The organism is Cupriavidus sp. FW306-1B-F12B, from assembly GCF_058781795.1.
Map to the genome: position 1 here is coordinate 198,597 of NZ_JBYSXC010000009.1, position 23,528 is coordinate 222,124.

Sequence of the window (23,528 nt, forward strand, 5' to 3'; positions counted from 1 at the left end):
GACAAGGCACTGCCATGGTGCAATGCAATAATCGTCCCGCTCCCCATGGCTCATGACCGCCAGACGCGGTCTCCGGCAAGCGCCGGAGACCGCGTTGTCGTATCCGGACGCCGTGCGCAGTGATTGCCCTGAAGTGGGGTTCTAGGAGAAAACCCAGTTGTATTGCGGCGGATGCTGCGCAATACTGTTTCACCAGTGGGGGTTTTATCTCTAGAATCCCGCTTTCTCTTCATGGTCAAGGAGATGTTATGAATTTTGCCAAGCTGGCTGCCCTGATGATTGCCGGGGGCGTGATGTGCGGGACGGCACAGGCAGCTGAACAACTGACGGGCACGCTGAAGAAGATCAAGGACACCGGCGTCATCACGCTGGGCGTGCGCGAGTCGTCGATTCCGTTCAATTACAACCTGGGCGGCGTGCGCCAGGTCGGCTATTCCTACGATATCAACATGAAGATCGTGGAAGCCATCAAGGACCAGCTGAAGCTGCCGAACCTGCAGGTCAAGGAAATCCCGATCACCTCGCAGAACCGCATCACGCTGCTGCAGAACGGCACCATCGACATCGAGTGCGGCTCCACCACCAACAACCTGGAGCGCCAGAAGCAGGTTGGGTTCACCAACTCCATCTTCATCATCGGCACGCGCATCATGGTGAAGAAGGACGCCGGCATCAAGGACTGGGCCGACCTGAAGGGCAAGAACGTCGTCACCACCGCCGGCACCACGTCGGAGCGCCTGCTGCGCAAGATGAACGACGACCAGAAGCTGGGCGTGAACATCATCAGCACCAAGGACCATGGCCAGTCGTTCCTGACGCTTGAGTCGGGGCGCGCGGTCGCGTTCATGATGGACGACGCGCTGCTGTACGGCGAGCGCGCCAAGGCCAAGAACCCGGCCGACTGGATCGTGGTGGGCAAGCCGCAATCGCGCGAGTCCTATGGCTGCATGATCCGCAAGGACGATCCGCAGTTCAAGAAGCTGTCCGATACCGTGATCTCCGGCATGATGAAGGACGGTTCGATCAACACCCTGTACACCAAGTGGTTCATGACGCCGGTGCCGCCGAAGGGCCTCAACCTGGACTTCCCGCTGTCCGAAGACATGAAGGCGTTGTTCAAGACGCCGAACGACAAGGCGCTGGACTGACCTGCCGTTGACAGCAGTGTGAAACGGAAGGCATGTCCTTCCGTTTCTTTTTGAGGACGCAACATGAACTACAACTGGCATTGGGCAGTTTTCCTCGAACAGGCCGCCCAGAACGAGACCTACCTGGACTGGATGATCTCGGGCCTGAAGGTAACGCTCGCCCTGGGACTCTCGTCCTGGGTCATCGCCCTGGTCATCGGTTCGGTGCTCGGCGTGCTGCGCACCGTGCCCAACAAGTGGCTGGCGGGCATCGCCGCCACCTATGTGGAAATCTTCCGCAACATCCCGCTGCTGGTGCAGCTGTTCATCTGGTATTTCGTCGCGCCCGAGCTGCTGCCCGGCGGCGAGGCGATCAAGCAGATGAACCCGTTCGCGCAGCAGTTCCTGGCCGCCATGCTGTGCCTGGGCACCTTCACCGCCGCGCGGGTCTGCGAGCAGGTGCGCTCGGGCATCAACTCGCTGGCGCGCGGGCAGAAGAATGCCGGCCTGGCGATGGGCTTCACGCTGCCGCAGACGTACCGCCACGTGCTGCTGCCGATGGCGTTCCGCGTGATCGTGCCGCCGCTGACTTCCGAATTCCTGAACATCTTCAAGAACTCGGCGGTGGCTTCGACCATCGGCCTGCTGGAACTGGCGGCGCAGGGCCGGCAACTGGTGGACTACACCGCGCGCCCGTATGAATCGTTCATCGCGGTCACGCTGATGTACGCGCTGATCAACGTGACGGTGATGCTGATCATGCGCTGGGTGGAAGCCCGCACGCGCGTGCCCGGCTTTATCGGCGGCAAGTAAGGGGGCGCCATGGCTTATTCCTTCGATTTCACTTCCATCACCCCTGCCACGCTCGAGGTCCTGGGCGAGGGCATGATGGTCTCGCTCAAGATCACCGTCACCGCGGTGGTGGTGGGCATCGTCTGGGGCACCATCCTGGCGATGATGCGGCTGTCGTCGTTCAGGCTGCTGAACTGGTTTGCGCAGGGGTACGTGACCATCTTCCGCTCCATCCCGCTGGTGATGGTGCTGTTGTGGTTCTTCCTGATCATTCCGCAGGTGCTGCAGAACCTGTTCAACCTGTCGCCGGCGACCGACCTGCGCATGACGTCCGCGCTGGTGGCCTTTGCGCTGTTCGAGGCCGCGTACTACTCGGAGATCATCCGCGCGGGCATCCAGAGCGTGTCGCGCGGGCAGATGTTCGCGGCGCAGGCGCTGGGCATGACCTATGGCCAATCGATGCGGCTGGTGATCCTGCCGCAGGCGTTCCGCAACATGGTGCCGCTGCTGCTGACCCAGGGCATCATCCTGTTCCAGGATACGTCGCTGGTCTACGTCAGCGCGCTGGCCGACTTCTTCGGCCAGGCCTACGGCATCGGCGAACGTGACGGCCGCATCGTCGAGATGCTGCTGTTCGCCGGCGTGGTGTACTTCGTTATCTGCTTCTCCGCTTCGCTGCTGGTCAAGCGTTACCAGAAAAAGGTGGCTGTATGATCGAAATCAACAATGTCTCCAAGTGGTACGGCGCCTTCCAGGTGCTGACCGACTGCACCACCAAGGTCGCCAAGGGTGAAGTGGTGGTGGTGTGCGGCCCGTCCGGGTCGGGCAAGTCCACGCTGATCAAGACCGTCAACGCGCTTGAGCCGTTCCAGAAGGGCGATATCCTGGTCGACGGCACCTCGGTGGGCAATCCCAAGACCAACCTGCCCAAGCTGCGCTCGCGCGTGGGCATGGTGTTCCAGAACTTCGAACTGTTCCCGCACCTGTCGATCACCGAGAACCTGACCATCGCGCAGATGAAGGTGCTCGGCCGCTCCAAGGACGAGGCCATGGCCAAGGGCCTGAAGTACCTGGACCGCGTGGGCCTGAAGAGCCAGGCAGAGAAGTACCCGGGCCAGCTGTCGGGCGGCCAGCAGCAGCGCGTGGCGATCGCCCGTGCGCTGTCGATGGACCCGATCTGCATGCTGTTCGACGAGCCGACTTCGGCGCTGGACCCGGAGATGGTCAACGAAGTGCTGGACGTGATGGTGCAGCTGGCGCAGGAAGGCATGACCATGATGTGCGTAACCCACGAAATGGGCTTCGCGCGCAAGGTGGCCAACCGCGTGATCTTCATGGACCAGGGCAAGATCGTCGAGGACTGCGAGAAGGAGGAGTTCTTCGGCAATATCGAACACCGCTCCGAGCGCGCCAGGCAGTTCCTGTCGAAGATCCTGCATCATTGACCGGCCTGGCAGGGCAATCAAAAAGGGACGCCTCGGCGTCCCTTTTTTCGTTCCCGATGGCTCAGGTGCAGGCCGTGTTGGCCGCGTTCTTCGCCTGCACTTCCGGCGGGATCGGCACCGTCAGCGTCATGGTCGGGTGCCCGTCCTCGAACATGATCAGCTCGCCCGGGGCGAAGCGGGTCCAGGTCTCGTTGTCGGTCAGCGGCTGGGTGGCGATCACCGCCACACGGTCGTCCGGCGTGGTGACCTGGGCGAAGTCGATTGACAGGTCGGCGTCGATCAGGTGCGCGGTCGAGAACGGCCACTGCCGCACGATGTAGTACAGGTGCGTGGAGCAGTGCGCGAACTGGGCCTGGCCGTTGCACAGCAGGTAGTTGAACACGCCATGCAGCGTGATCTCGCGGGTGATGTCGGCCAGCGCATGGCACAGCTCGTTCAGCGGCGGCTGCGAACCCGGGAAGCGCTTGCGCAGGCCCTGCATCAGCGTGCAGAAAGCCAGTTCGCTGTCGGTATCGCCCACTGGCTGGTAGACGCCGGACAGGAACGGGGTGAAGCCCTTCAGGTCGCCGTTATGGGCAAAGATCCAGTGCCGGCCCCACAGCTCGCGCATGAAAGGGTGGCAGTTCTCCAGCAGCACGGTGCCCTGCGTGGCCTTGCGGATATGCGAGATGACGTTCTTGGACTTGATCGGGTAGCGCTTGATCAGGTCCGCCACCGGCGAGGTGCCGGCGGACTGGTTGTCGATAAACAGGCGGCAGGCCTTGTCCTCGAAGAAGGCGACACCGAAGCCGTCGGCGTGATGGTCGGTCAGGCCACCGCGCGCGGCGAAGCCGGTGAAGGAGAACGTCACGTCGGTCGGCGTGGCGCAGTTCATGCCTAGCAGCTGGCACATATCGGGGCACCAGTCGGCAGCGGGCTGCCGCTTTGCAATAGAATGCAGACATTATCCCGCGCACCCGGGCCGCTGCCAAGCAGCGTCGGCCGGCCGCGCGCGGCGACCGGCCATCCTGCACGTATCTCCCCAATAACCATGCGCCAATACAAGATCGCCGTGATTCCCGGAGACGGAATCGGCACGGAAGTCATGCCCGAGGGCATCCGCGTGATGGACGCCGCGGCGCGCCGCTTCGGCATCGACTTCCAGTGGGACCACTTCGACTTTTCCAGCTGCGACTACTACGCCCGCCACGGCAAGATGCTGCCGGACGACTGGTTCGACACGCTGGTCAAGTACGACGCCATCTACTTCGGGGCGGTGGGCTGGCCTGATGCCGTGCCTGACCACGTCTCGCTGTGGGGCTCGCTGCTGCAGTTCCGGCGCTCGTTTGACCAGTATGTGAACCTGCGCCCGGTGCGGCTGATGCCCGGGATCAGGAGCCCGCTGGCCGGCCGTCAGCCTGGTGATATCGACTTTTACGTGGTGCGCGAGAATACCGAGGGCGAGTATTCCAGCATCGGCGGGCGCATGTTCCCGGGCACCGAGCGCGAGATCGTGGTGCAGGAAACCGTGATGAGCCGTACCGGCGTCGACCGCATCCTGAAGTTTGCCTTCGAACTGGCGCAGAAGCGGCCGAAGAAGCACCTGACGTCGGCGACCAAGTCCAATGGCATCTCGATCACCATGCCGTACTGGGACGAGCGCGTCGAGGCGATGGCGGCCAGCTATCCCGGCATCAAGGTCGACAAGTACCACATCGACATCCTGACCGCGCATTTCGTCCAGCATCCGGACTGGTTCGACGTGGTGGTGGCCAGCAACCTGTTCGGCGACATCCTGTCCGACCTGGGCCCGGCCTGCACCGGCACCATCGGCATCGCGCCGTCGGGCAATATCAACCCCGACCGCACCTTCCCCAGCCTGTTCGAGCCGGTGCACGGCTCGGCCCCGGATATTGCCGGGCGCGGCGTGGCCAACCCGATCGGCCAGATCTGGTGCGGCGCCATGATGCTGGAGCACCTGGGCCATGAAGCAGCCGGAGCCGCCGTGCTGGGCGCGATCGAGAAGGTGCTGGCCGCGGGCCCCGAACATGCGCCGCTGACGCGCGACATCGGCGGCAGGGCCGGCACGGCCGACCTGGGCCTGGCTATCGCGGAGGCGCTGTGAGCGCGGCGGTCACGGGCGATCCCCGCGCCTTGCTGCTGGACAGCTTCCACGCCGCGGTGGCGGCGGCCGATCCGCTGCAGATCGTGGCGCAGCACCTGCCGCCCCCCCACGTGGGCGGCCGCACACTGGTGGTGGGCGCGGGCAAGGCCGCGGCGTCGATGGCGGCGGCGGTCGAGCGTGCCTACGCCGGCAAGGCCACGCTGGAGGGGCTGGTGGTCACGCGCTACGCGCACGGGCTGCCGACCGACCATATCCGCGTGATCGAAGCCGGCCATCCGGTGCCCGATGAGGCAGGCGAGCAGGCCGCCGCCGATATCCTGGCCAGCGTGCAGTCGCTGACGCCGCAGGACCGGCTGCTGGTGCTGGTGTCGGGCGGCGGCTCCAGCCTGCTGTCGCTGCCGGCCGAAGGCATCCCGATGGCTGACCTGAAGGCCACCACCCGGGAACTGCTGCGCTGTGGCGCGCCGATCACCGAGATGAATATCGTGCGCAAGCATGTCTCGCGCATCCAGGGCGGGCGGCTGGCGCAGGCAAGCCATGCGCCGGTGACCACGCTGATCGTCTCGGACGTGGCCGGCGACGATCCCAGCGCGATCGCCTCGGGCCCGACCGTGGCCGATCCGAGCACCTTTGCCGATGCGCTGGAGATCCTGCGCCGCTGGGGCGCGCAGGTGCCGGCCAGCGTGCAGGCGCACCTGGAGCGCGGCGCCCGCGGCGAGGTGCCGGAGACGCCCAAGCCGGGCGATGCGCTGTTCGCCCGGGTCGACAACCGCATGATCGCCACCGCCCATGGCAGCTTGCAGGCGGCCGCGGCGCTGTTCCGCGAACGCGGCATCACGCCGGTGGTGCTGGGCGATACCGTGACCGGCGAAGCGCGCGAAGTGGCTCGCGTCTACGCTGCGCTGGTGCGCGAGATTCGCGCGTACAATGCGCCGTTTGCCGCGCCCGTGGCGCTGATTTCCGGAGGTGAGTGCACGGTCACTTTGCCTGCCGGCGGTGGTGCCACGAAGGCACGGGGCGGGCGCTGCTCCGAATTCCTGCTGTCGCTGGCGGTCGAACTTGACGGCATGCCCGGCGTGCATGCGATCGCGGCCGACACCGACGGCATCGACGGTTCGGAAGACAATGCCGGTGCGCTGGCCGATCCGACCACGCTGGCGCGCGCCGCGGCCGCCGGCCTGCCTGGGCTGCGCCAGCTGGACGCGCACGACGCCTGGGGCCTGTTCGATGCCATCGGCGACCTGGTGGTCACCGGCCCGACGCGCACCAATGTGAACGACTACCGCGCCATCCTGATTCTCTGATTTCGACGAACGCCAGCCGCCGCCGCGGCAGGCCCAAGCTAGCCATGACCCAGAAGCTCACCATCACCCGCCCGGACGACTGGCACCTGCACCTGCGCGACGGCGCGGCCCTGGCCGCCGTGCTGCCCGACACCGCGCGCCAGTTCGCACGCGCCATCATCATGCCCAACCTGAAGCCGCCCGTGACCACGGTGGCGCAGGCGCAGGCCTACCGTGCCCGCATCCTGGCGGCGCTGCCGGCCGGCCTGCAGTTCGAGCCGCTGATGACGCTGTACCTGACCGACAACACCACGGCCGAAGAGATTGCCGCGGCCAAGGCCAGCGGCTTCGTGCACGGCGTCAAGCTGTACCCGGCCGGCGCCACCACCAACAGCGACGCCGGCGTGACCGATATCCGCCGCTGCTACCCGGCGCTGGAAGCGATGCAGCGCGCGGGCCTGCCGCTGCTGGTGCACGGCGAGGTGACCGACCCCAGCATCGACATCTTCGATCGCGAAGCCGTCTTTATCGACCGCGTGATGACGCCGCTGCGCCGCGACATGCCCGAGCTGAAGGTGGTGTTCGAGCACATCACCACCAAGGACGCGGCCGAATACGTGCGCGACGCCAGCGGCCCGGTGGGCGCCACCATCACCGCGCACCACCTGCTCTACAACCGCAACGCCATCTTCACCGGCGGCATCCGCCCGCACTACTACTGCCTGCCGGTGCTCAAGCGCGAGACCCATCGCGAGGCCCTGGTGGCGGCCGCGGTCTCGGGCAGCCCGCGCTTTTTCCTGGGTACCGACAGCGCGCCGCACGCGCGCGGGCTGAAGGAGCACGCCTGCGGCTGCGCCGGCTGCTATACCGCGCTGCATGCGATGGAGCTGTATGCCGAGGCCTTCGACGGCGCCGGCGCGCTGGACAAGCTGGAAGCCTTTGCCAGCTTCAACGGCCCGGCCTTCTACGGCCTGCCGCGCAACACCGGCACGCTGACGCTGGAGCGCGAGGACTGGGAACTGCCGGCCGAGCTGCCCTATGGCGACACCACGCTGGTGCCGCTGCGCGGCGGCGAGACGCTGCGCTGGAAGGCCCGCTAAACCCTGCTGCGGCCTTGCCCATGCAGGTGCAAGCGGGCGACGAGCGCTTCGTCGCCGCGCTGGCCGGGATCGACTGGTCCCGGCCGTGGTTCCAGCCGTTTGCTGCGCAGGGTGCCGCACTCGCTGCGGCGGTGCAGGGCGGCGCCGATCTGCGCGCGCTGCTAAGCGCGTATGCAGCCCAACTCCGCCTGTGCAATGCCCGCGGCCTGCCGCTGCGTTTCATCGCCCAGCATGCCTTGCCGGAAGGCAGCGCCTATGAGGCGCATATCCATGCCACCGGCGAGATCCCGACCCGCGACAATCTCCACGATTTCTTCAACGCGCTGACCTGGCTGCATTTCCCGCAGGCCAAGCGCGTGCTTAACCAGATCCAGGCCGAGGTCATCGCGCGCGATGGCGTGCAGACCACGCGCGGCGGCGTGCGCGATGCGGCGACCCTGTTCGACGAGAACGCGGTGCTGTTTGTCAGCGCCGATCAGGACCTGGCGGATGCGCTCAAGGGGTTTGCGTGGCAGCGCCTGCTGGTCGAATCCAGGCTGGTGTGGGGCAGGGCCTGCACGGTGGTGCCGTTCGGCCATGCGCTACTCGAAAAACTGGTGCAGCCGTACAAGTCGGTCACTGCCCATGCATGGGTGCTGCCGCTGGCGCCGCAGCAGGCGGCAGGCCCGTCGCTGGACGCCATGCTGGCGCAATCCCTTGCCGCTGCGGCCCAGGCTGGCGCGCTGCGCGGCGGGCGCAGTTTTGCGCCGCTGCCGGTGATGGGCATTCCGGGCTGGTGCAGCGATAACGCCGAACCTGGCTTCTATGCCGATACCGCGGTATTCCGGCCGGGACGTCGCTCTGGCTGAAGGCGCCGCCAATCGGTGTTAGACTGCGGGCCGCAAAGCAGGCCAGGCAACCGCTGCCTGCACCGCAAGGTGCAGGGGGAGGAAAGTCCGGACTCCACAGGGCAGGGTGTTGGCTAACAGCCATCCACGGCAACGTGCGGAATAGGGCCACAGAGACGAGTCTTGCCGCCGGGTTCGCCCGGCGGGAAGGGTGAAACGCGGTAACCTCCACCTGGAGCAATCCCAAATAGGCAGGCGATGAAGCGGCCCGCTGAGTCTGCGGGTAGGGAGCTGGAGCCGGCTGGTAACAGCCGGCCTAGAGGAATGGTTGTCACGCACCGTTTGCCGCAAGGCGGGCGGGGCGCACAGAATCCGGCTTATCGGCCTGCTTTGCTTCTTCTTCCGGCATGACCCGGCGCCACCACGGCGTACCGGGTCTGCATCTTCCCTTCAGGCTTCGACGATTTCCATCGTGTGCGTGATCTCGGCCGTCTTGGCCAGCATGATCGACGCCGAGCAGTACTTTTCGTGCGACAGCTTGATGGCACGCTCGACCGTGGCGGGGTTGAGATTCTTGCCGGTCACCACAAAATGGAAGTTGATGCGGGTGAAGACCTTGGGGTCCTCGCCGGCGCGCTCGGCCTGCAGCTGCACGCTGCAGCCGGAGACGTCCTGGCGGCCGCGCTTGAGGATCAGCACCACGTCGTAGGCGGTGCAGCCGCCGGTGCCGACCAGCACCATCTCCATCGGCCGCGGTGCCAGGTTGTGGCCGCCGCCCTCGGGCGCACCGTCCATCGCCACGATATGGCCGCTGCCGGTCTGGGCCACGAAGCTCATGCCGTCGGCACCCATCCATGTCACTTTGCATTCCATTTTGTTCGTTCCTGTCGTTTATATTGTGTGCTTCCGATCACAAGCGCATGATCACGAATCTTGCAATTCTCAGTATATGGCATCGCCAAGCTTGGGCTGCCGACGCCCATATCCCTACGAAATCTGAGGGTTTCCTCTAGTATGACAGCTCAATGACATGCCTTGATTTTGCATAAACCGTTGATTTTTAATTGAAATATCCTGTCTGGTGCGCCACGTTTTTCTTTCCGCAATACGAAATTGCATTTCGCAGTGCAAATTTCCCTTGCACTGGGGAAAACCCCATGTATAATTTGAATCATTGAACGACGGCACTGACAGCGCGCCAGAGTGCGAAAGCGAAGCCCCAGGGCAAGCCGCACCGCCCGCCAGTCCCTCCGTCGATCTCCCAGTGTCTCCTCCACCCTCCTCCTTTGGTGGATTCAAACCCAAGCTCAACCGCTTGGGTTTTTTTTCGCCCCTGCATTCTGGTGCGCTAAGCACTGACAAGTGCGCGACGCTGCCCTGGTTTGGTCCCGCCATGGCGGCGACCTTGACGAAAAGGTCAGTCTTTGCTTGTGCGGTTCCGGCAGGCGCCAGTATAATGGAAGGCTTTCCGTCATACCCGCGGAAGAAAGAGCAGGATCAGGCCAGCCTTCACGGGCCAGCCACAAGACTTGCAGGGGCGAGTACAAGCCTTCGCGAGTCGGATTTCGGGTACGAACTAATAGTCAGGAAAAATCATGAAGACCTTTTCCGCCAAGCCTCATGAGGTAAAGCGCGACTGGTACGTGATTGACGCGACGGACAAAGTCCTCGGCCGTGTCGCCAGCGAAGTGGCACGCCGTCTGCGCGGCAAGCACAAGCCGGAATTCACTCCGCACGTCGACACGGGTGATTACATCATCATCGTCAATGCAGCCAAGCTGCGTGTCACGGGTACCAAGGAAACGGACAAGAAGTACTATCGCCATTCGGGCTACCCGGGCGGTATCTACGAAACGACGTTCGGCAAGATGCAGCAGCGTTTCCCGGGCCGTGCCCTGGAAAAGGCTGTGAAGGGCATGCTGCCGAAGGGTCCGCTGGGCTATGCGATGATCAAGAAGCTGAAGGTTTACGCCGAAGCCGAGCATCCGCATGAAGCGCAGCAGCCCAAGGCGCTGGAAATCTAAGGAGGCCAATCCATGATCGGTAACTGGAATTACGGTACTGGCCGCCGCAAGAGCGCTGTGGCTCGTGTCTTCATCAAGTCGGGCAAGGGCGACATCATCGTCAACGGCAAGCCCATCAAAGAGTATTTCGCTCGCGAAACCTCGCTGATGATCGTGCGCCAGCCCCTGGAACTGACCGCTCACGCTGAAACGTTCGACATCAAGGTCAACGTGACCGGCGGTGGCGAAACCGGCCAGGCCGGCGCAGTGCGCCACGGCATCACCCGCGCCCTGATCGACTACGATGCGACCCTGAAGTCGGCCCTGTCGAAGGCTGGCTACGTCACGCGCGATGCACGTGAAGTCGAACGTAAGAAGGTCGGCTTCCACAAGGCGCGTCGTCGCAAGCAGTTCTCGAAGCGCTGATGCGTTTTCGCGGGTCCGGTACTGCCGGATCTTGCGAGACCAAAAAACCGCACGCTGGCCGTGCGGTTTTTTTTCGCCCGCAGGGGTACGAAAATACTCTGGCCTGCCGAAAAAGCGATGGGGCAGCCATACTTTTGTGGGGTATGGGCTGCGCGCGGCTACAATCACGCCCTGTCGCCATCGGCAAGTGCTGCTTGCCGGCGCGAATGCGCCACGGCCGGAGGGGTCGGCACGAACGAGAGAGGAGTGAGAGTGATGCTGTTTTCGAAAAAGAAGGGCCTTTCGATCGATACGCTGATCGGCGAAGACACCGCCATCGACGGCGACCTGGTGTTTGCTGGCGGCCTGCGCCTGGACGGCCGCGTGCGCGGAAACGTCACCGCGGCGCCGGGCAAGCCGAGCATGCTGGTGGTCAGCGAAAAAGGCATGGTCGAGGGCGAGATCAGCGTCGGCCACCTGGTGCTCAACGGCACCGTCAAGGGCCCGGTGCAGGCCACCGACCTGCTCGAACTGCAGCCGCATGCCCGCGTGCTGGGCGACGTGCGCTATGCGGCGCTCGAAATGCACCAGGGCGCGCTGGTCGAAGGCCGCCTGATGCCGCTGCTGCAAGGCGAGGTCAAGGCGCTGCCGAACCTGGTCGAGGCCGCGCCTGCGGCTGAAGTGACGGAAGCGGCGGACGAGGCTGGTGCCACGGGCCACACAACCCCCGCTGCCGACGCCCATCCCACTGAAAAGGCCGCCTGAGCGGCACCCGCCATGCCGGGAACCCCTTGAAAGCACAGGGTTTCGGCACGATCTTCCAGTAGCGCTTAGAATACAGGCGTATCTAAACAGGAGAACACCCCATGAACGCAGTCGCAGAGGCACCCGTTACCGAGGACGTGCCGGCACCGTTCGTCTTTACCGACAGCGCCGCCGACAAGGTCAAGCAGTTGATCGAGGAAGAGGGCAATGCCGAACTGAAACTGCGCGTGTTCGTGCAGGGCGGCGGCTGCTCCGGCTTCCAGTATGGCTTCACCTTCGATGAGGAAGTCAACGAAGACGACACCACCATGGTCAAGAACGGCGTCACCCTGCTGATCGACTCGATGAGCTACCAGTACCTGGTCGGCGCCGAGATCGACTACAAGGAAGACATCAACGGCGCGCAGTTCGTGATCAAGAACCCGAATGCCTCGACCACCTGCGGTTGCGGCTCGTCGTTCTCGGTCTGACCGGCACCGGTCCCCAAAAAAACGCACCTTCGGGTGCGTTTTTTCTTTTCCGCGATGGCTTACTGCGCGGCGCGCCAGACCACGGGAAACCAGTCTTCGCGCATGCGCTCGCCGGTCTGCTGATCGATGCCGGGGAAGGGCGGCGAAGTGCGCCCGGGCCGCTGCATGAAGCGCACGTCGTCGCCCAGGAAGCGCGCCGAGAACGCGCGCCGGCGCCCGGCGCCGGTATTGCCGGCGGCGCCGTGCACGGTGCGGAAGTCGAACACCACGGCATCGCCTGGCTCAAGTTCGGGGGCGAGCAGGGTGTGGCTGCCATCCTCCACGTCCGGCATCTCCATGAAGGTATCGTCACCCCCATAGAAGTTCTCGTTGCTGGCCCAGCGCTTGGGCCGTACCAGCCGCGGCCAGCGGTGCGAGCCGGCCACCACGCGCAGGGTGTTGGCCTGTGTCACCGGATCCAGCGGGATCCAGTAGCTCGCGGTCTGGCTGCCGTCGACACAGTAATAGGGCAGGTCCTGGTGCCACGGCGTGGGCTTGGCCGTGCCGGGCTCCTTGACCAGGATGTGTTCGTGGAACACCTGCGCCGCCTGTGACTGCATGATGCGCCCGGCAATGGCGGCCGCCGGCGACTGGCGGATAAAGTCATCGAACGGCGCAATGCGCTGCCAGTTGCAGTAGTCCTCGAAGAAGCGCCCGCTTTCGCCGGGCCTTACGTTCTCGATGGCGAAGGGACCGGGCTCGGCCAGGTTCTGCGCAAAGCCGTCGCGCAGCCGTTCGACCCAGTCGGTGAAGGCGCCGCGCAGCACCAGCACGCCGTCGCGCTGGTAGGTGTCGATCTGTTCCTGGGTGATGTTCATGGCGATCTTGTGTGGGGGGCGATGTGCCCAGTATCGCCATGCATAGTGGATAGGAAAAGCATATATTTCCTATGTTGCGATATAGGAAATCATGATTCCCTTCTCCTTCCGCCAGCTCGAATACTTTGTCGCTGCAGCCGAGCACGGCAGCATCAGCGCGGCGGCTCGTGCGCGCCATGTGTCGCAGCCTTCTGTTTCCACCGCGATCGCGCAGCTGGAAGACACCCTGGGGGAGCCTCTGTTCAAGCGCCAGGTCAGCCGCGGGCTGTCCCTGACGCCGGCAGGGCAGCGCCTGCTGGGGCGGGCGCGAGACATCCTCGCGCTGGCGGCCGGCCTCACCGTGGACGACGCCACCGGCCGGGGGCTGATCGGCCAGCTCTCGCTGACCTGCTTCCAGGACCTTGGGCCGTACTTTGCGCCACGCCTGCTGGCGGGGCTGCGCCGGCACCATCCGGGCATTTCGGTGACCTTGTTCGAGGCCGACCTGGCCACCGTCCACCGCACGCTGCAGGCGGGCAAGGCCGAACTGGCGCTGACCTATGAACTGGGGCTCGATGCCCGCACCGAGCGCCGCACGCTGGCGGAACTGGCACCCTATGCGCTGCTGCCCGCCGGCCATCCGCTGGCAAGCGGCACCGATGTGAGCCTGGCCGACCTGGCCGGCGAACGGCTGATCCTCGAGGACATCCCGCAAACGCGCGAGTACTTCCTGTCGCTGTTCTGGGCGCATGGCCTGCACCCGGTGCTGCACCAGTACACGCAGACCTTCGAGATGCAGCGCGGACTGGTGGCGCACGGCTATGGCGTGGCGCTGTCGTGCACGCGCCCGGCCGGCGACCAAAGCTACGACGGCGTGCCAATCGCCTGCCTGCCGCTGCGCGAGCCAGTGACGCCGCAGCGCGTGGTGCTGGCGCGCTCGCCGGCCATGCGGGCCTCGCCGCTGGCGCAGGCGTTCATGGATTGGGTGGAGGCGGGCGGCGCGATGCGCCTGCCCTAGCGCGGATAGATCGCGCCCAGCACGCGCGGCCCGGCGGCGCCGGTCACGGTGGGCACGTTGCCGGGCAGGCGCAGCAGGCACTGGCGTGCCAGCCAGGCAAAGGCGATCGCTTCGACCTGCGACACCGGCACGCCATAGTCTTCCGAGGTCTCGATGGCCACGCCGGGCAATGCCTGCGCCAGCCGTGCCATCACGAACGCATTGCGGGCGCCGCCGCCGCAGACGATCAGGCGGCGCGCATCGGGCGCATGGGTGCGCACGTCGCGCGCGATGGCCTCGGCCGTCAGCGCCGCCAGCGTCGCCTGCACAGCGGCAGGCGTGAGGTGCTGGAACGAGGCAAGCCGGGCTTCGAGCCAGCCCGGATGGAACAGGTCGCGCCCGGTGCTCTTGGGCGGCGCCGCGCTGAAGTAGGGCTCGGCCAGGCACTGCGCCAGCAGTGCGGCGTCGACACGCCCGCTGGCGGCCCAGTCGCCGTTGCTGTCGAAGGGAAGCTGGCGGTGGCGGCCGATCCAGTAGTCGAGCAGCGCATTGCCCGGGCCACAGTCGAAGCCGCTGACGGCGCCGCCTGCCGCGGGCAGGATGCTGATATTGGAGATGCCGCCGATATTGCAGGCAACGCGGGTTTCGGTGTCGCTGCGGAACAGCGCATGGTGCAGCGCCGGCACCAGCGGCGCGCCCTGGCCGCCGGCGGCGAGGTCGCGGCTGCGGAAGTCCGCCACCACGTCGATGCCCGCCAGCTCGGCCAGCCGCGCCGGATGCTGGCTCTGGCGAGTGTAGCCGATGCCGTCGTACAGGCCCGGCCGGTGGCGGATAGTCTGGCCGTGGGCGCCGATGGCGGCCACCGCGGCCGCGTCGACCTGGGCCTCGCTCAGCAGTGTCGCCACGCAGCCGGCGTAGACTTGCGCCAGCGCATTGGCTGCCAGCGCCTCGCGATGGATCTCGTCCTCGCCCGGCTGCTGCAGGGCGGCAAAGGCCGCGCGCAGCGTGTCGGGGAAGGGCTGGCTGGCGGCCGCCAGCACGGCGGGCCGCGCACCGCTGAAATCCACCAGCACCGCGTCGGCACCGTCCATGCTGGTGCCGGACATGATGCCGATATAGCGTTCGCTGCCAGTCACGGGCTGGGTCACGATGGGCGCGGTCAGTTGGAGGCGGTCAGCACGTTGTAGGTGCGCAGCGCATTGATGCGGCTGAGCAGCCCGCTGGTGTAGGTCAGGAATTCCTGGCGCGACTTGCCGGTCAGCGTCGGCGATTCCATCAGCGTGATGGTCAGCGGGTTCTGCGGCACGTCGTTGAAGCGGAACTCATAGTGCAGGTGCGGGCCGGTGGCCCAGCCGGTCGAGCCGACATAGCCGATCAGCTGGCCCTGGCGCACCGGCTGGCCCTGGCGCATGCCGGCAAAGCCGGACAGGTGCGCGTAGTAGGTCGAGTAGCCGTTGGCATGGTTCAGGATGACGATATTGCCGTAGCCGTTCTGCTGGCCCACGAACTCGACCACGCCGTCGCCGGTGGCCAGCACCTTGGTGCCGGTCGGGGCGGCGAAGTCCACGCCCTTGTGCTGCGCCCAGTCATGATGCAGCGGATGCTCGCGGCCGCCGAAGCCCGACGACACGCGCGAGAATTCCACCGGCGAACGCAGGAACGGCCGCTTCATGCTGCGCCCGTCGAAGGTGTAGTAGGCGCCGCCGTCCTTGCTGTCTTCGGGCGCGAACCACAGCGCCTGGTGCAGCTGGTTGCGGTTGATCAGCTCCAGTGCGACCACGCGGCCGTTGCGCACGAAGGTGCCGTCGCGGAAGCCCGCTTCGTAGATGATGCGGAAGCGGTCGCCGCTGGCGATGTCGTGGTGGAAGTCGATCACGCCGGAGAAGATCGACAGCATCTGCTGCACGACTTCGTCGGGCACGTTGGCCGCGTCCATGGCCTTGAAGAAGCCGCCCGCGGAAATCGCGCCCGAGGCCATCTCATAGTGCACGTCATTGTCGACGCGCTGCACCTTGGCCTTGTAGGTGGCGGCGGTGTTGTCGCTGGCCGCGCGCACGCGCTCGATCACCAGCTCGCGCGAGGCGGCTGCGTCGCCGCCCAGGTTGGCCTGCAGCGACACCAGCGTGTTGCTTTCGTCGATCTCCGCCTGCACCGCCTGGCCCGGGTTCAGGTTGAACAGGCCGCGCGCGGTCGGGTTCTTGACAATGAACGCCTGCGCATCGGCATCGTCCACGCCCAGCCGCTTGAGCAGGCTGGCGATGGTGTCGCCGCGCTGCATGCGTTCTTCGCGCACGTAGACGGCCTGGCTGTCGGTAAGCTGTTCAAGTTGCTCGCGCACGTCGGGCATGCGCAGCGCCTGCTGCGTGCGCGGTGCGAGCGGATCGTCAAAGGCGCTGCGCGGCGCAACGCCCATCGCCGCGGCCATGCCGAGCGTGAAGATTGCGCCCACCGAGGCCGTCAGTTGTTTGCGCCGCCGCGCGTGCTGGGGGTTGGTCGGATCGACAAGAACCACCAGCTCACGCGCGAAAACTTCGCGGAGTCTGGACCACATCACGTAAAATTCAACCTTGGTCTGAGCACCGCTGCCGGGGACGATGTGTCTCGTCTGCCTTCCTCCCCCGAGGTGCGGCGCGGGCTCTTCACTGTTATTTGGCCGCCTGCATTGCTGCATAAAGTGGCGGGTAGCGCACTGGAAAGGCTTCCGTAGGCGCCGGGAATCGCGGATTATACCAAAATCCGGCCCTGGCGGCTGTCAGGAAATTTCCTAAAATTTCAAGTATTTCAAAGACTTACGTCATGACTGAAGTTGCCACGGGCCCCACGGCCAAATACCCCCTGACGCCGTCGGTGATGCAGGCCCTGGAAGTCTCCAGGCGAGGCTGCGACGAACTGCTGATCGAATCCGAGTGGGCGCAGAAGCTGGCGCGCAGCGAGGCCACCGGCGTGCCGCTGCGCATCAAGCTGGGCCTGGATCCGACCGCGCCCGACATCCATATCGGCCACACCGTGGTGCTGAACAAGCTGCGCCAGCTGCAGGACCTCGGCCACCAGGTGATCTTCCTGATCGGCGACTTCACCTCGACCATCGGCGATCCGTCGGGCCGCAACAGCACGCGCCCGCCGCTCACGCGCGAGCAGATCGAGGCCAACGCCCAGACCTACTACCGCCAGGCCAGCCTGGTGCTGGACCCGGCCCGCACCGAAATCCGCTACAACAGCGAGTGGTGCGATCCGCTGGGCGCGCGCGGCATGATCCAGCTGGCGGCCAAGTACACCGTGGCGCGCATGATGGAGCGCGACGACTTCACCAAGCGTTTCCGCTCCGGGATTCCGATCTCCGTGCATGAGTTCCTCTACCCGCTGATGCAGGGCTATGACTCGGTCGCGCTCAAGTCAGACCTGGAGCTCGGCGGCACCGACCAGAAGTTCAACCTGCTGGTCGGGCGCGAGCTGCAGAAGGAATACGGCCAGGAGCCGCAATGCATCCTGACCATGCCGCTGCTGGTTGGCCTGGACGGCGTCGAGAAGATGTCCAAGTCAAAGGGCAACTACGTCGGCGTGACCGAGGCGCCCAACGAGATGTTCGGCAAGCTGATGAGCATCTCGGACGACCTGATGTGGCAGTACTACACGCTGCTGTCGTTCCGCCCGCTGGCCGAGATCGAGCTGATGAAGCAGGAAATCGCGCTGGGCCGCAATCCGCGCGACTGCAAGGTGCTGCTGGCGCAGGAGATCGTGGCGCGCTTCCACAGCCAGGCCGATGCCGAGAAGGCGCTGGAAGATTTCAACCACCGCGCCCGCGGCGGCGTGCCGGACGATATCCCGGCAGTGAGTCTGACTGGCGCGCCGCTGGGCATCGCGCAGCTGCTCAAGCAGGCCAACCTGGTGCCGTCCACCTCGGAAGCCAACCGCAATATCGAGCAGGGCGGCGTCAAGATCGACGGCGCCACGGTCAGCGACAAGGCCACCAGGGTGGCGGCGGGCACCTATGTCGTGCAGGTCGGCAAGCGCCGCTTCGCGCGCGTGACGCTGGCCTGAGGCGGCCGGGATGATCGCGCTGATCCAGCGGGTGGCCCAGGCCCGCGTCACGGTCGAAGGCCGCACCACCGGTGAAATCGGCGCCGGCCTGCTGGCGCTGGTCTGCGCCGAGCGCGGCGACACCGAGGCGCAGGCCGAGCGGCTGCTGGCCAAGATGCTGTCGTACCGGGTGTTTTCCGATGCGGCCGGCAAGATGAACCTGCCGGTGCAGAACATGGACGGCAACGGCAACGCCGGCGGGCTGCTGGTGGTGTCGCAGTTTACGCTGGCGGCCGATACCAACAGCGGCACGCGGCCGAGTTTCACGCCCGCGGCATCGCCCGAGGACGGCCGGCGCCTGTACGAGCATTTCGTGGCGCAGGCGCGCGCCGCCCATCCGCAAGTGCAGACCGGCGAGTTCGGCGCGATGATGCAGGTCAGCCTGGTCAACGACGGCCCGGTCACCTTCTGGCTGCGGGTGCCGCCGGCCTGAACAGATTTCAAGCTGCCGCGCTCCGGCGCGGCATCAAGACAGGAGAGACAAATGAAACTCTGGAGCAAGTCCTTCAACGACAACGCGCCGATTCCCGGCGAGTTCGCCTTCTGCGTGCCCGACGCCGCTGCCCACGTGGCCCTGTCGAACAACCGCAATCCCGACCTGCGCTGGGAAGACGCCCCGGCCGAGACGCGCTCGTTCGTGCTGATCTGCCACGACCGCGACGTCCCCAGCAAGGGCGACGACGTCAACCAGGAAGGCCGCGAAGTGCCGGCCGCGCTGCCGCGCGTGGACTTCTTCCACTGGGTGCTGGTCGACATCCCGCCGGGGCTGACCTCGATCGCGGCGGGCTCGCACAGCGACGGCGTGATCGCGCGCGGCAAGCCGGGCCCCGAAGCCACCGGCGGCACCGCCACTGCGGGCGGCCTGCGCCACGGCATCAACGACTACACCGGCTGGTTCGCCGGCGATGCCGACATGAAGGGCGACTACTACGGCTATGACGGCCCGTGCCCCCCGTGGAACGACACGCTGCTGCACCACTACGTGTTCACGCTGTATGCGCTGGACATCGACCGGCTGCCGCTCGATGGCACCTTCACCGGCGCGCAGGTGCGCGAGGCGATCCAGGGCCATGTGCTGGCGCAGGCCAGCCTCACCGGCACCTATACGCTGAACCCTAATCTGGCGAAATAACGCCTGGCCGGCGCCGCGCCAGCCGCGCGGCGCCGGCCTCAAGGAAATCCCGAAGGAAACGGCATGTCGCAAAGCCCCGGGCCGCATTCGCTGGCCTATACCCACCTGATCGTGATCCGCCACGGCGAAACGGCCTGGAACCGGGAGCGCCGGCTGCAGGGCCAGCTCGACATTCCCCTGAACGAGACCGGCCGCGCCCAGGCGCGCGCGCTGGCCACGGCGCTGGCGGGCGAGCCGATCGATGCGGTCTATGCCAGCGACCTGTCGCGTGCGATGGAAACCGCTGCGCCGCTGGCCGAGGTGCTCGGGCTGCAGGTGCGCCCCGATGCGCGCCTGCGCGAGCGCAGCTACGGCACGCTGCAGGGCAAGACCTACGCCGAAGTGGCCGAGCACCTGCCCGAGGATTTCGCCCGCTGGCAGGCGCGCGTTCCGGACTACGCACCGCCTGAAGGCGAGTCGCTGCTGGGCTTCCATGAGCGCGCGGTCGAGGTGGTGCTGGCGCTGTCGCGCCGGCATCCCGGTGAGCGTATCGCACTGGTGGCGCACGGCGGCGTGCTCGACTGCCTGTACCGCGAGGCCACCGGCATGACGCTGGAAGCGCCGCGCCAGCATGAACTGCTCAATGCCAGCGTCAACCGGCTACGCAGCGACAGCAGCCACCTGACGCTGGCGCAGTGGGGCGATGTCAGCCACCTTGAAAACCTGGCGCTGGACGAGGTGGACCGGCGCGTGCCTTAGCGCTACACGCGGACGCGGAACGGGGTGAAGTCGGTATTGCGGTCGAAATAATCCTCGTTCTCGGCCCGCTTCAGGAACCCCACCACCTTGTACGTCACCGGTGTCATCACCACTTCCCAGCCGGTCTTCAGCACGTACTGCGCCACTGCCACCTGGATCACCTTCTCCAGCGGCCAGATGCCGTAGAAGGCGATCACGTAGAACAGCGACGAGTCGACCAGCTCCCCGGCCAGCGTGGAGCCGATCGTGCGCGTCCACAGCCACCGCCCCGAGGTCCACAGCTTCATCTTGGCCAGCACGTAGCTGTTGGTGAAGCTGCCGCAGCAGAAGGCGATCAGCGAGCCGAGTGCAATCCGCCAGGTGTTGCCGAACACGTCCTGCAGGCTTTTCTGGTAGTCCGCCATGAAGGGCGCGACCGGCATGTTCAGCACCACCAGGCTCATGAAGGTGGCGAAAGCCAGCGCGGCAAAGCCGGCCCAGACCACGCGCCGGTCGCGGCCGTAGCCGTAGACCTCGGTCAACACGTCGCCGAAGATGTAGGAGATCGGGAAGAACAGCACGCCGGCGCCGAAGGTCACCGTGCCGATCACGGGCAGCGTCACCTGTGCCGCCTTGGCCGCGCCGATCAGGTTCGAGCACAGCAGCACGGTGACAAAGGCCACCATGACGAAGTCATAGTAACGGTAGACGCGGCCGGCGGGGCCTGCGCTGGCGGGGATGGCGGACATGGGGGCTCCCGGTCGGACGCGCTGGCGCGCGGTGTTTTGGGCGCGATTATGCCAGCGGGCCCCGGATTCTGCCGCGGCGTGCGCAAGCGTTGCTGCGGCCGCCTGAAATGAAAATTCCCGGCCGAAGCCGGGAACTTCAGGTGGAGCGGCGCAGCCGGGTCAGATATCCAGCTTGCTGATCTTGGAGCCGTTTACCGAGACGTCGAACATCAGGCCGGCATTGGTCTGCACAAAGGCAATCACCGGCTGCTGGCTGGTCAGGGTGTCGAGCCTGCCGTCCGCGCCGACCTTGGCCACCGCCACGTTGGCATCGGCGCCGGCGGTCCAGCCCTTGCTGGCAACAAACTTGTTGTAGGCCTCCGGGGTCATGAACATGATGATGACGGCCTTGGACTGCCCGCCGGCGGTCAGCCCGACCGAGGCCTGCGTCGTGCTGTAGTAGCCGACCGTCGCGCCCTTCGATCGCAGCGCACCCTCGCCGTACTCGCCGCCTACCACCAGGCCGGCCGAGATGACACGCGGGAACACCAGGACCCCTTGCGCACGCTGCGCCAGGTCGCGTGCGCCGGGATTGGCGGAGAACAGCCGGTTCAGCGCTCCGTCCACCCCTGCATCGATTTCCTGCTTCTTGGCGACCGGGTCCTTCGAGGCGCTGGTGCCGGTGGTGGTGCAGCCTGCCGCCATTGCGGTGGCAACGAGCAGGCCCGATCCGGCAACCCGGGTAACAAAGTGGCGACGATTCATAGGTAACCTCCTGATGGGAAAAGTACCGCGTCTGGCTCAGTGGCTCAGTTGGCTGCGGCTGCCGCGGGTGCCTTGACCGTAATGGCCACGACTTCACGGTAGACGATCTTGGCCATCTGGCCCTGCTTGATGCCGTTCAGGTCGATGGCCGGATCCTGCACTTTCACGGTGCGCAGCGTCTCGCGCGGACCGCGGAAGGTGATCAGGCGCTTGGCCGGGTCGACCTTGGTGATCTGTGCGGTCACTGTGGTGGTGATCTCGCGCATGATGCCGGGCTTGCCGCCCTCGGCGGCGCGCGTGGTGCGGTCGACCGATTCGGCCAGTGCGGTGGCCTTGCTGTCGACCGGCTCAAGCGCGGCGACCAGCGCGGCGCCACGCGCCACCGTGAGGATGTCGCCCTTGCGGATCTGGCCAAAGTTGCGGGCTTCGTCGCCAGCCACCAGTTCGACCACGTTGCCGCGCGGGCCCTGGACCAGCACGGCCTTGGATTGGGGATCGATATCGACGATCTTGCCGCTGATGACCGCCTCTTCGGCCACGCCGACCGGCGCCGGCGGGCGCTGGGCGTTGGCACTGCCGGCGGCGAACGCGGTGGCGGCGAGGGCTGCGGCGAGCAGGCTGGACGAATGGCGAATCATTGGCTTTCCTTGACGTATTTGTAAAGGTGCCGTGCCTGGCGGGGCGCGGCCATCGCAGCACCGGGCCGGTGCCGATAAAGCCATTGTGGACAATCGGCCACGGGCCAGCAATCCACTTCGAAAAAATTTGGAGCGCGAAATTAAAACGTTTAATTGGTGCTGCGCCGGGGCCCTGCCAAGGCGTCAGTTCTGCGCTGCAGCTCGCCTGTCAGGCGTCGCCGAACAGCTCGCTGGCGCCGCTGCCTTGCGGGTTGGCCAGGCCGAAATGCCGGTAGGCGGCGGCCGTGGCCACGCGCCCGCGCGGCGTGCGCTGCAGGTAGCCTTGCTGGATCAGGTAGGGCTCGAGCACGTCCTCGATGGTGTCGCGCTCCTCACCGATGGCCGCGGCCAGGTTGTCCACGCCCACGGGGCCGCCGCCGAACTTGTGCAGCACGGCTTCCAGCAGCTTGCGGTCCATCAGGTCGAAGCCGACGCTGTCCACGTCCAGCATGGCCAGCGCCGCGTCGGCCATGGCGCGGGTGATGTTCCCGTCACCCTTGACCTCGGCGTAGTCGCGCACCCGGCGCAGCAGCCGGTTGGCGATACGGGGCGTGCCGCGCGCGCGCCGGGCGATTTCCAGCGCGCCCTGCGGATCGATGCGTGCATGCAGCAGCTGCGCCGAGCGCGTGACGATGCGGGCCAGCTCATCGGCGGTATAGAACTCCAGCCGCGCCACGATGCCGAAGCGGTCGCGCAGCGGGTTGGTCAGCATGCCGGCACGCGTGGTGGCGCCCACCAGCGTGAACGGCTGCAGGTCGAGCTTGACCGAGCGCGCCGCCGGGCCCTCGCCGATCATGATGTCGATCTGGTAGTCCTCGAGCGCCGGGTACAGGATTTCCTCGACGACCGGCGAGAGCCGGTGGATCTCGTCGATGAACAGCACGTCGTTGGCTTCCAGGTTGGTCAGCAGCGCGGCCAGGTCGCCCGGGCGCTCCAGCACGGGGCCCGAGGTCTGGCGCAGGTTGACGCCCATCTCGCGCGCGATGATGTGGGCCAGCGTGGTCTTGCCCAGGCCCGGCGGGCCGAACAGCAGCACGTGGTCCAGCGCCTCGCGCCGGTTGCGCGCGGCGTGCATGAATATATCGAGCTGCCCGCGCACCTTTTCCTGGCCGACATATTCGTCCAGCAGCTTGGGCCGCAGCGCGCGCTCGAACGCCTCCTCCTGCGACGAGGCGGGGGTGGCGGCAATTACGCGGGCGGGGGCGGCAAGCTTGTCAGTTTCGATCATGGTGGTCAGGGGCCCGGACAGCGGCAACAATCCGCCATTCTACGCGCCTA

The 23,528-nt window shown here is 66.1% G+C and carries 26 protein-coding genes and 1 other RNA gene; 18 read left to right on the forward strand and 9 right to left on the reverse strand.

Annotation, left to right across the window (positions count from 1 at the left end):
* Window positions 1–248 precede the first annotated feature (248 nt).
* From AC3WLE_RS17265 to AC3WLE_RS17280, 4 genes are all read left to right on the forward strand, one after another.
* Window positions 249–1,148: a glutamate/aspartate ABC transporter substrate-binding protein gene (locus AC3WLE_RS17265; protein WP_010813917.1), complete on the forward strand. Its 900-nt coding sequence runs from the start codon at window positions 249–251 to the stop codon at window positions 1,146–1,148.
* Window positions 1,149–1,211: 63 nt separating this feature from the next.
* Window positions 1,212–1,940: an amino acid ABC transporter permease gene (locus AC3WLE_RS17270; RefSeq protein WP_010813916.1), complete on the forward strand. Its 729-nt coding sequence runs from the start codon at window positions 1,212–1,214 to the stop codon at window positions 1,938–1,940.
* A 9-nt stretch (window positions 1,941–1,949) separates the two neighbouring features.
* The gene (gltK, locus tag AC3WLE_RS17275) at window positions 1,950–2,633 is read left to right on the forward strand and encodes a glutamate/aspartate ABC transporter permease GltK (RefSeq protein WP_010813915.1); all 684 of its coding nucleotides are present in this window, start codon (window positions 1,950–1,952) and stop codon (window positions 2,631–2,633) included.
* Window positions 2,630–3,364 carry an amino acid ABC transporter ATP-binding protein gene (locus AC3WLE_RS17280; RefSeq protein WP_010813914.1) on the forward strand — a complete coding sequence of 245 codons (735 nt, stop codon included), beginning with the start codon at window positions 2,630–2,632 and terminating at the stop codon, window positions 3,362–3,364. The genes gltK and AC3WLE_RS17280 overlap by 4 nt, the downstream gene beginning before the upstream one ends.
* 61 nt (window positions 3,365–3,425) lie before the next feature.
* Here AC3WLE_RS17280 and AC3WLE_RS17285 read toward each other — a convergent pair whose 3' ends face one another.
* On the reverse strand, window positions 3,426–4,256 hold the full coding sequence (locus AC3WLE_RS17285; RefSeq protein WP_010813913.1) for a class II glutamine amidotransferase: 831 nt from the start codon (window positions 4,254–4,256) through the stop codon (window positions 3,426–3,428).
* Between the two features lie 138 nt (window positions 4,257–4,394).
* Between AC3WLE_RS17285 and AC3WLE_RS17290 the strand changes: the two genes are divergently transcribed.
* From AC3WLE_RS17290 to rnpB, 5 genes are all read left to right on the forward strand, one after another.
* The gene (locus AC3WLE_RS17290; RefSeq protein WP_492351973.1) at window positions 4,395–5,468 is read left to right on the forward strand and encodes a tartrate dehydrogenase; all 1,074 of its coding nucleotides are present in this window, start codon (window positions 4,395–4,397) and stop codon (window positions 5,466–5,468) included.
* Window positions 5,465–6,772, forward strand: coding sequence for a glycerate kinase type-2 family protein (locus tag AC3WLE_RS17295; RefSeq protein WP_492355818.1), 1,308 nt, complete (start codon window positions 5,465–5,467; stop codon window positions 6,770–6,772). The genes AC3WLE_RS17290 and AC3WLE_RS17295 overlap by 4 nt, the downstream gene beginning before the upstream one ends.
* 44 nt (window positions 6,773–6,816) lie before the next feature.
* Window positions 6,817–7,851 carry a dihydroorotase gene (gene pyrC, locus AC3WLE_RS17300; RefSeq protein ID WP_492351971.1) on the forward strand — a complete coding sequence of 345 codons (1,035 nt, stop codon included), beginning with the start codon at window positions 6,817–6,819 and terminating at the stop codon, window positions 7,849–7,851.
* A 20-nt stretch (window positions 7,852–7,871) separates the two neighbouring features.
* Window positions 7,872–8,699 (forward strand): DUF3025 domain-containing protein, encoded by an 828-nt coding sequence (locus AC3WLE_RS17305; protein WP_492355817.1) that lies wholly within the window; start codon window positions 7,872–7,874, stop codon window positions 8,697–8,699.
* Between the two features lie 34 nt (window positions 8,700–8,733).
* Window positions 8,734–9,074, forward strand: an RNA gene (gene rnpB / locus AC3WLE_RS17310) — RNase P RNA component class A.
* 54 nt (window positions 9,075–9,128) lie between these two features.
* Here rnpB and AC3WLE_RS17315 read toward each other — a convergent pair.
* A complete protein-coding gene (locus AC3WLE_RS17315) occupies window positions 9,129–9,551 on the reverse strand; it encodes an OsmC family protein (RefSeq protein ID WP_492351969.1) in 423 nt (140 codons plus the stop codon).
* Between the two features lie 722 nt (window positions 9,552–10,273).
* Between AC3WLE_RS17315 and rplM the strand changes: the two genes are divergently transcribed.
* From rplM to erpA, 4 genes are all read left to right on the forward strand, one after another.
* On the forward strand, window positions 10,274–10,702 hold the full coding sequence (gene rplM, locus AC3WLE_RS17320) for a 50S ribosomal protein L13 (RefSeq protein WP_010813907.1): 429 nt from the start codon (window positions 10,274–10,276) through the stop codon (window positions 10,700–10,702).
* Window positions 10,703–10,714: 12 nt separating this feature from the next.
* The gene (gene rpsI / locus AC3WLE_RS17325) at window positions 10,715–11,107 is read left to right on the forward strand and encodes a 30S ribosomal protein S9 (protein WP_010813906.1); all 393 of its coding nucleotides are present in this window, start codon (window positions 10,715–10,717) and stop codon (window positions 11,105–11,107) included.
* A gap of 255 nt (window positions 11,108–11,362) precedes the next feature.
* Window positions 11,363–11,851 (forward strand): bactofilin family protein, encoded by a 489-nt coding sequence (locus tag AC3WLE_RS17330; RefSeq protein ID WP_492355816.1) that lies wholly within the window; start codon window positions 11,363–11,365, stop codon window positions 11,849–11,851.
* Window positions 11,852–11,952: 101 nt separating this feature from the next.
* Entirely contained in the window at window positions 11,953–12,321 is a 369-nt protein-coding gene (gene erpA, locus AC3WLE_RS17335) for an iron-sulfur cluster insertion protein ErpA (protein WP_010813904.1), read from the forward strand.
* A 59-nt stretch (window positions 12,322–12,380) separates the two neighbouring features.
* On the opposite strand, the gene AC3WLE_RS17340 is transcribed toward erpA, so the two are convergent.
* Window positions 12,381–13,178 (reverse strand): phytanoyl-CoA dioxygenase family protein, encoded by a 798-nt coding sequence (locus tag AC3WLE_RS17340; protein ID WP_492355815.1) that lies wholly within the window; start codon window positions 13,176–13,178, stop codon window positions 12,381–12,383.
* Window positions 13,179–13,269: 91 nt separating this feature from the next.
* On the opposite strand from AC3WLE_RS17340, the gene AC3WLE_RS17345 reads away from it, so the two are divergent.
* Window positions 13,270–14,175, forward strand: coding sequence for a LysR substrate-binding domain-containing protein (locus tag AC3WLE_RS17345; protein ID WP_492317681.1), 906 nt, complete (start codon window positions 13,270–13,272; stop codon window positions 14,173–14,175).
* Here AC3WLE_RS17345 and AC3WLE_RS17350 read toward each other — a convergent pair.
* Together AC3WLE_RS17350 and AC3WLE_RS17355 are read right to left on the reverse strand one after the other, a co-directional pair.
* The gene (locus AC3WLE_RS17350) at window positions 14,172–15,302 is read right to left on the reverse strand and encodes an anhydro-N-acetylmuramic acid kinase (protein ID WP_492317680.1); all 1,131 of its coding nucleotides are present in this window, start codon (window positions 15,300–15,302) and stop codon (window positions 14,172–14,174) included. The two genes, AC3WLE_RS17345 and AC3WLE_RS17350, sit on opposite strands and share 4 nt — an antisense overlap.
* A gap of 11 nt (window positions 15,303–15,313) precedes the next feature.
* On the reverse strand, window positions 15,314–16,705 hold the full coding sequence (locus AC3WLE_RS17355) for a M23 family metallopeptidase (protein WP_011614541.1): 1,392 nt from the start codon (window positions 16,703–16,705) through the stop codon (window positions 15,314–15,316).
* Window positions 16,706–16,950: 245 nt separating this feature from the next.
* Between AC3WLE_RS17355 and tyrS the strand changes: the two genes are divergently transcribed.
* The 4 genes from tyrS to AC3WLE_RS17375 all read left to right on the forward strand — a co-directional run bounded on the left by tyrS (window position 16,951) and on the right by AC3WLE_RS17375 (window position 20,101).
* Entirely contained in the window at window positions 16,951–18,192 is a 1,242-nt protein-coding gene (gene tyrS / locus AC3WLE_RS17360) for a tyrosine--tRNA ligase (RefSeq protein WP_492317678.1), read from the forward strand.
* 10 nt (window positions 18,193–18,202) lie between these two features.
* Entirely contained in the window at window positions 18,203–18,664 is a 462-nt protein-coding gene (gene dtd, locus AC3WLE_RS17365) for a D-aminoacyl-tRNA deacylase (RefSeq protein WP_010813898.1), read from the forward strand.
* Between the two features lie 51 nt (window positions 18,665–18,715).
* On the forward strand, window positions 18,716–19,363 hold the full coding sequence (locus AC3WLE_RS17370; protein WP_010813897.1) for a YbhB/YbcL family Raf kinase inhibitor-like protein: 648 nt from the start codon (window positions 18,716–18,718) through the stop codon (window positions 19,361–19,363).
* A 63-nt stretch (window positions 19,364–19,426) separates the two neighbouring features.
* Window positions 19,427–20,101, forward strand: a complete 675-nt coding sequence (locus AC3WLE_RS17375; protein ID WP_010813896.1) for a histidine phosphatase family protein — start codon at window positions 19,427–19,429, stop codon at window positions 20,099–20,101.
* A gap of 2 nt (window positions 20,102–20,103) precedes the next feature.
* Here the strand turns inward: AC3WLE_RS17375 and AC3WLE_RS17380 are convergent, their stop codons facing one another.
* The 4 genes from AC3WLE_RS17380 to ruvB form a co-directional block, all read right to left on the reverse strand.
* The gene (locus AC3WLE_RS17380) at window positions 20,104–20,829 is read right to left on the reverse strand and encodes a queuosine precursor transporter (RefSeq protein WP_010813895.1); all 726 of its coding nucleotides are present in this window, start codon (window positions 20,827–20,829) and stop codon (window positions 20,104–20,106) included.
* Window positions 20,830–20,988: 159 nt separating this feature from the next.
* Window positions 20,989–21,573 carry a BPSL1445 family SYLF domain-containing lipoprotein gene (locus AC3WLE_RS17385; protein WP_010813894.1) on the reverse strand — a complete coding sequence of 195 codons (585 nt, stop codon included), beginning with the start codon at window positions 21,571–21,573 and terminating at the stop codon, window positions 20,989–20,991.
* 44 nt (window positions 21,574–21,617) lie between these two features.
* Window positions 21,618–22,211, reverse strand: a complete 594-nt coding sequence (locus AC3WLE_RS17390; protein ID WP_492317677.1) for a hypothetical protein — start codon at window positions 22,209–22,211, stop codon at window positions 21,618–21,620.
* 208 nt (window positions 22,212–22,419) lie between these two features.
* On the reverse strand, window positions 22,420–23,478 hold the full coding sequence (gene ruvB, locus AC3WLE_RS17395; RefSeq protein ID WP_010813892.1) for a Holliday junction branch migration DNA helicase RuvB: 1,059 nt from the start codon (window positions 23,476–23,478) through the stop codon (window positions 22,420–22,422).
* Window positions 23,479–23,528: the final 50 nt, after the last annotated feature.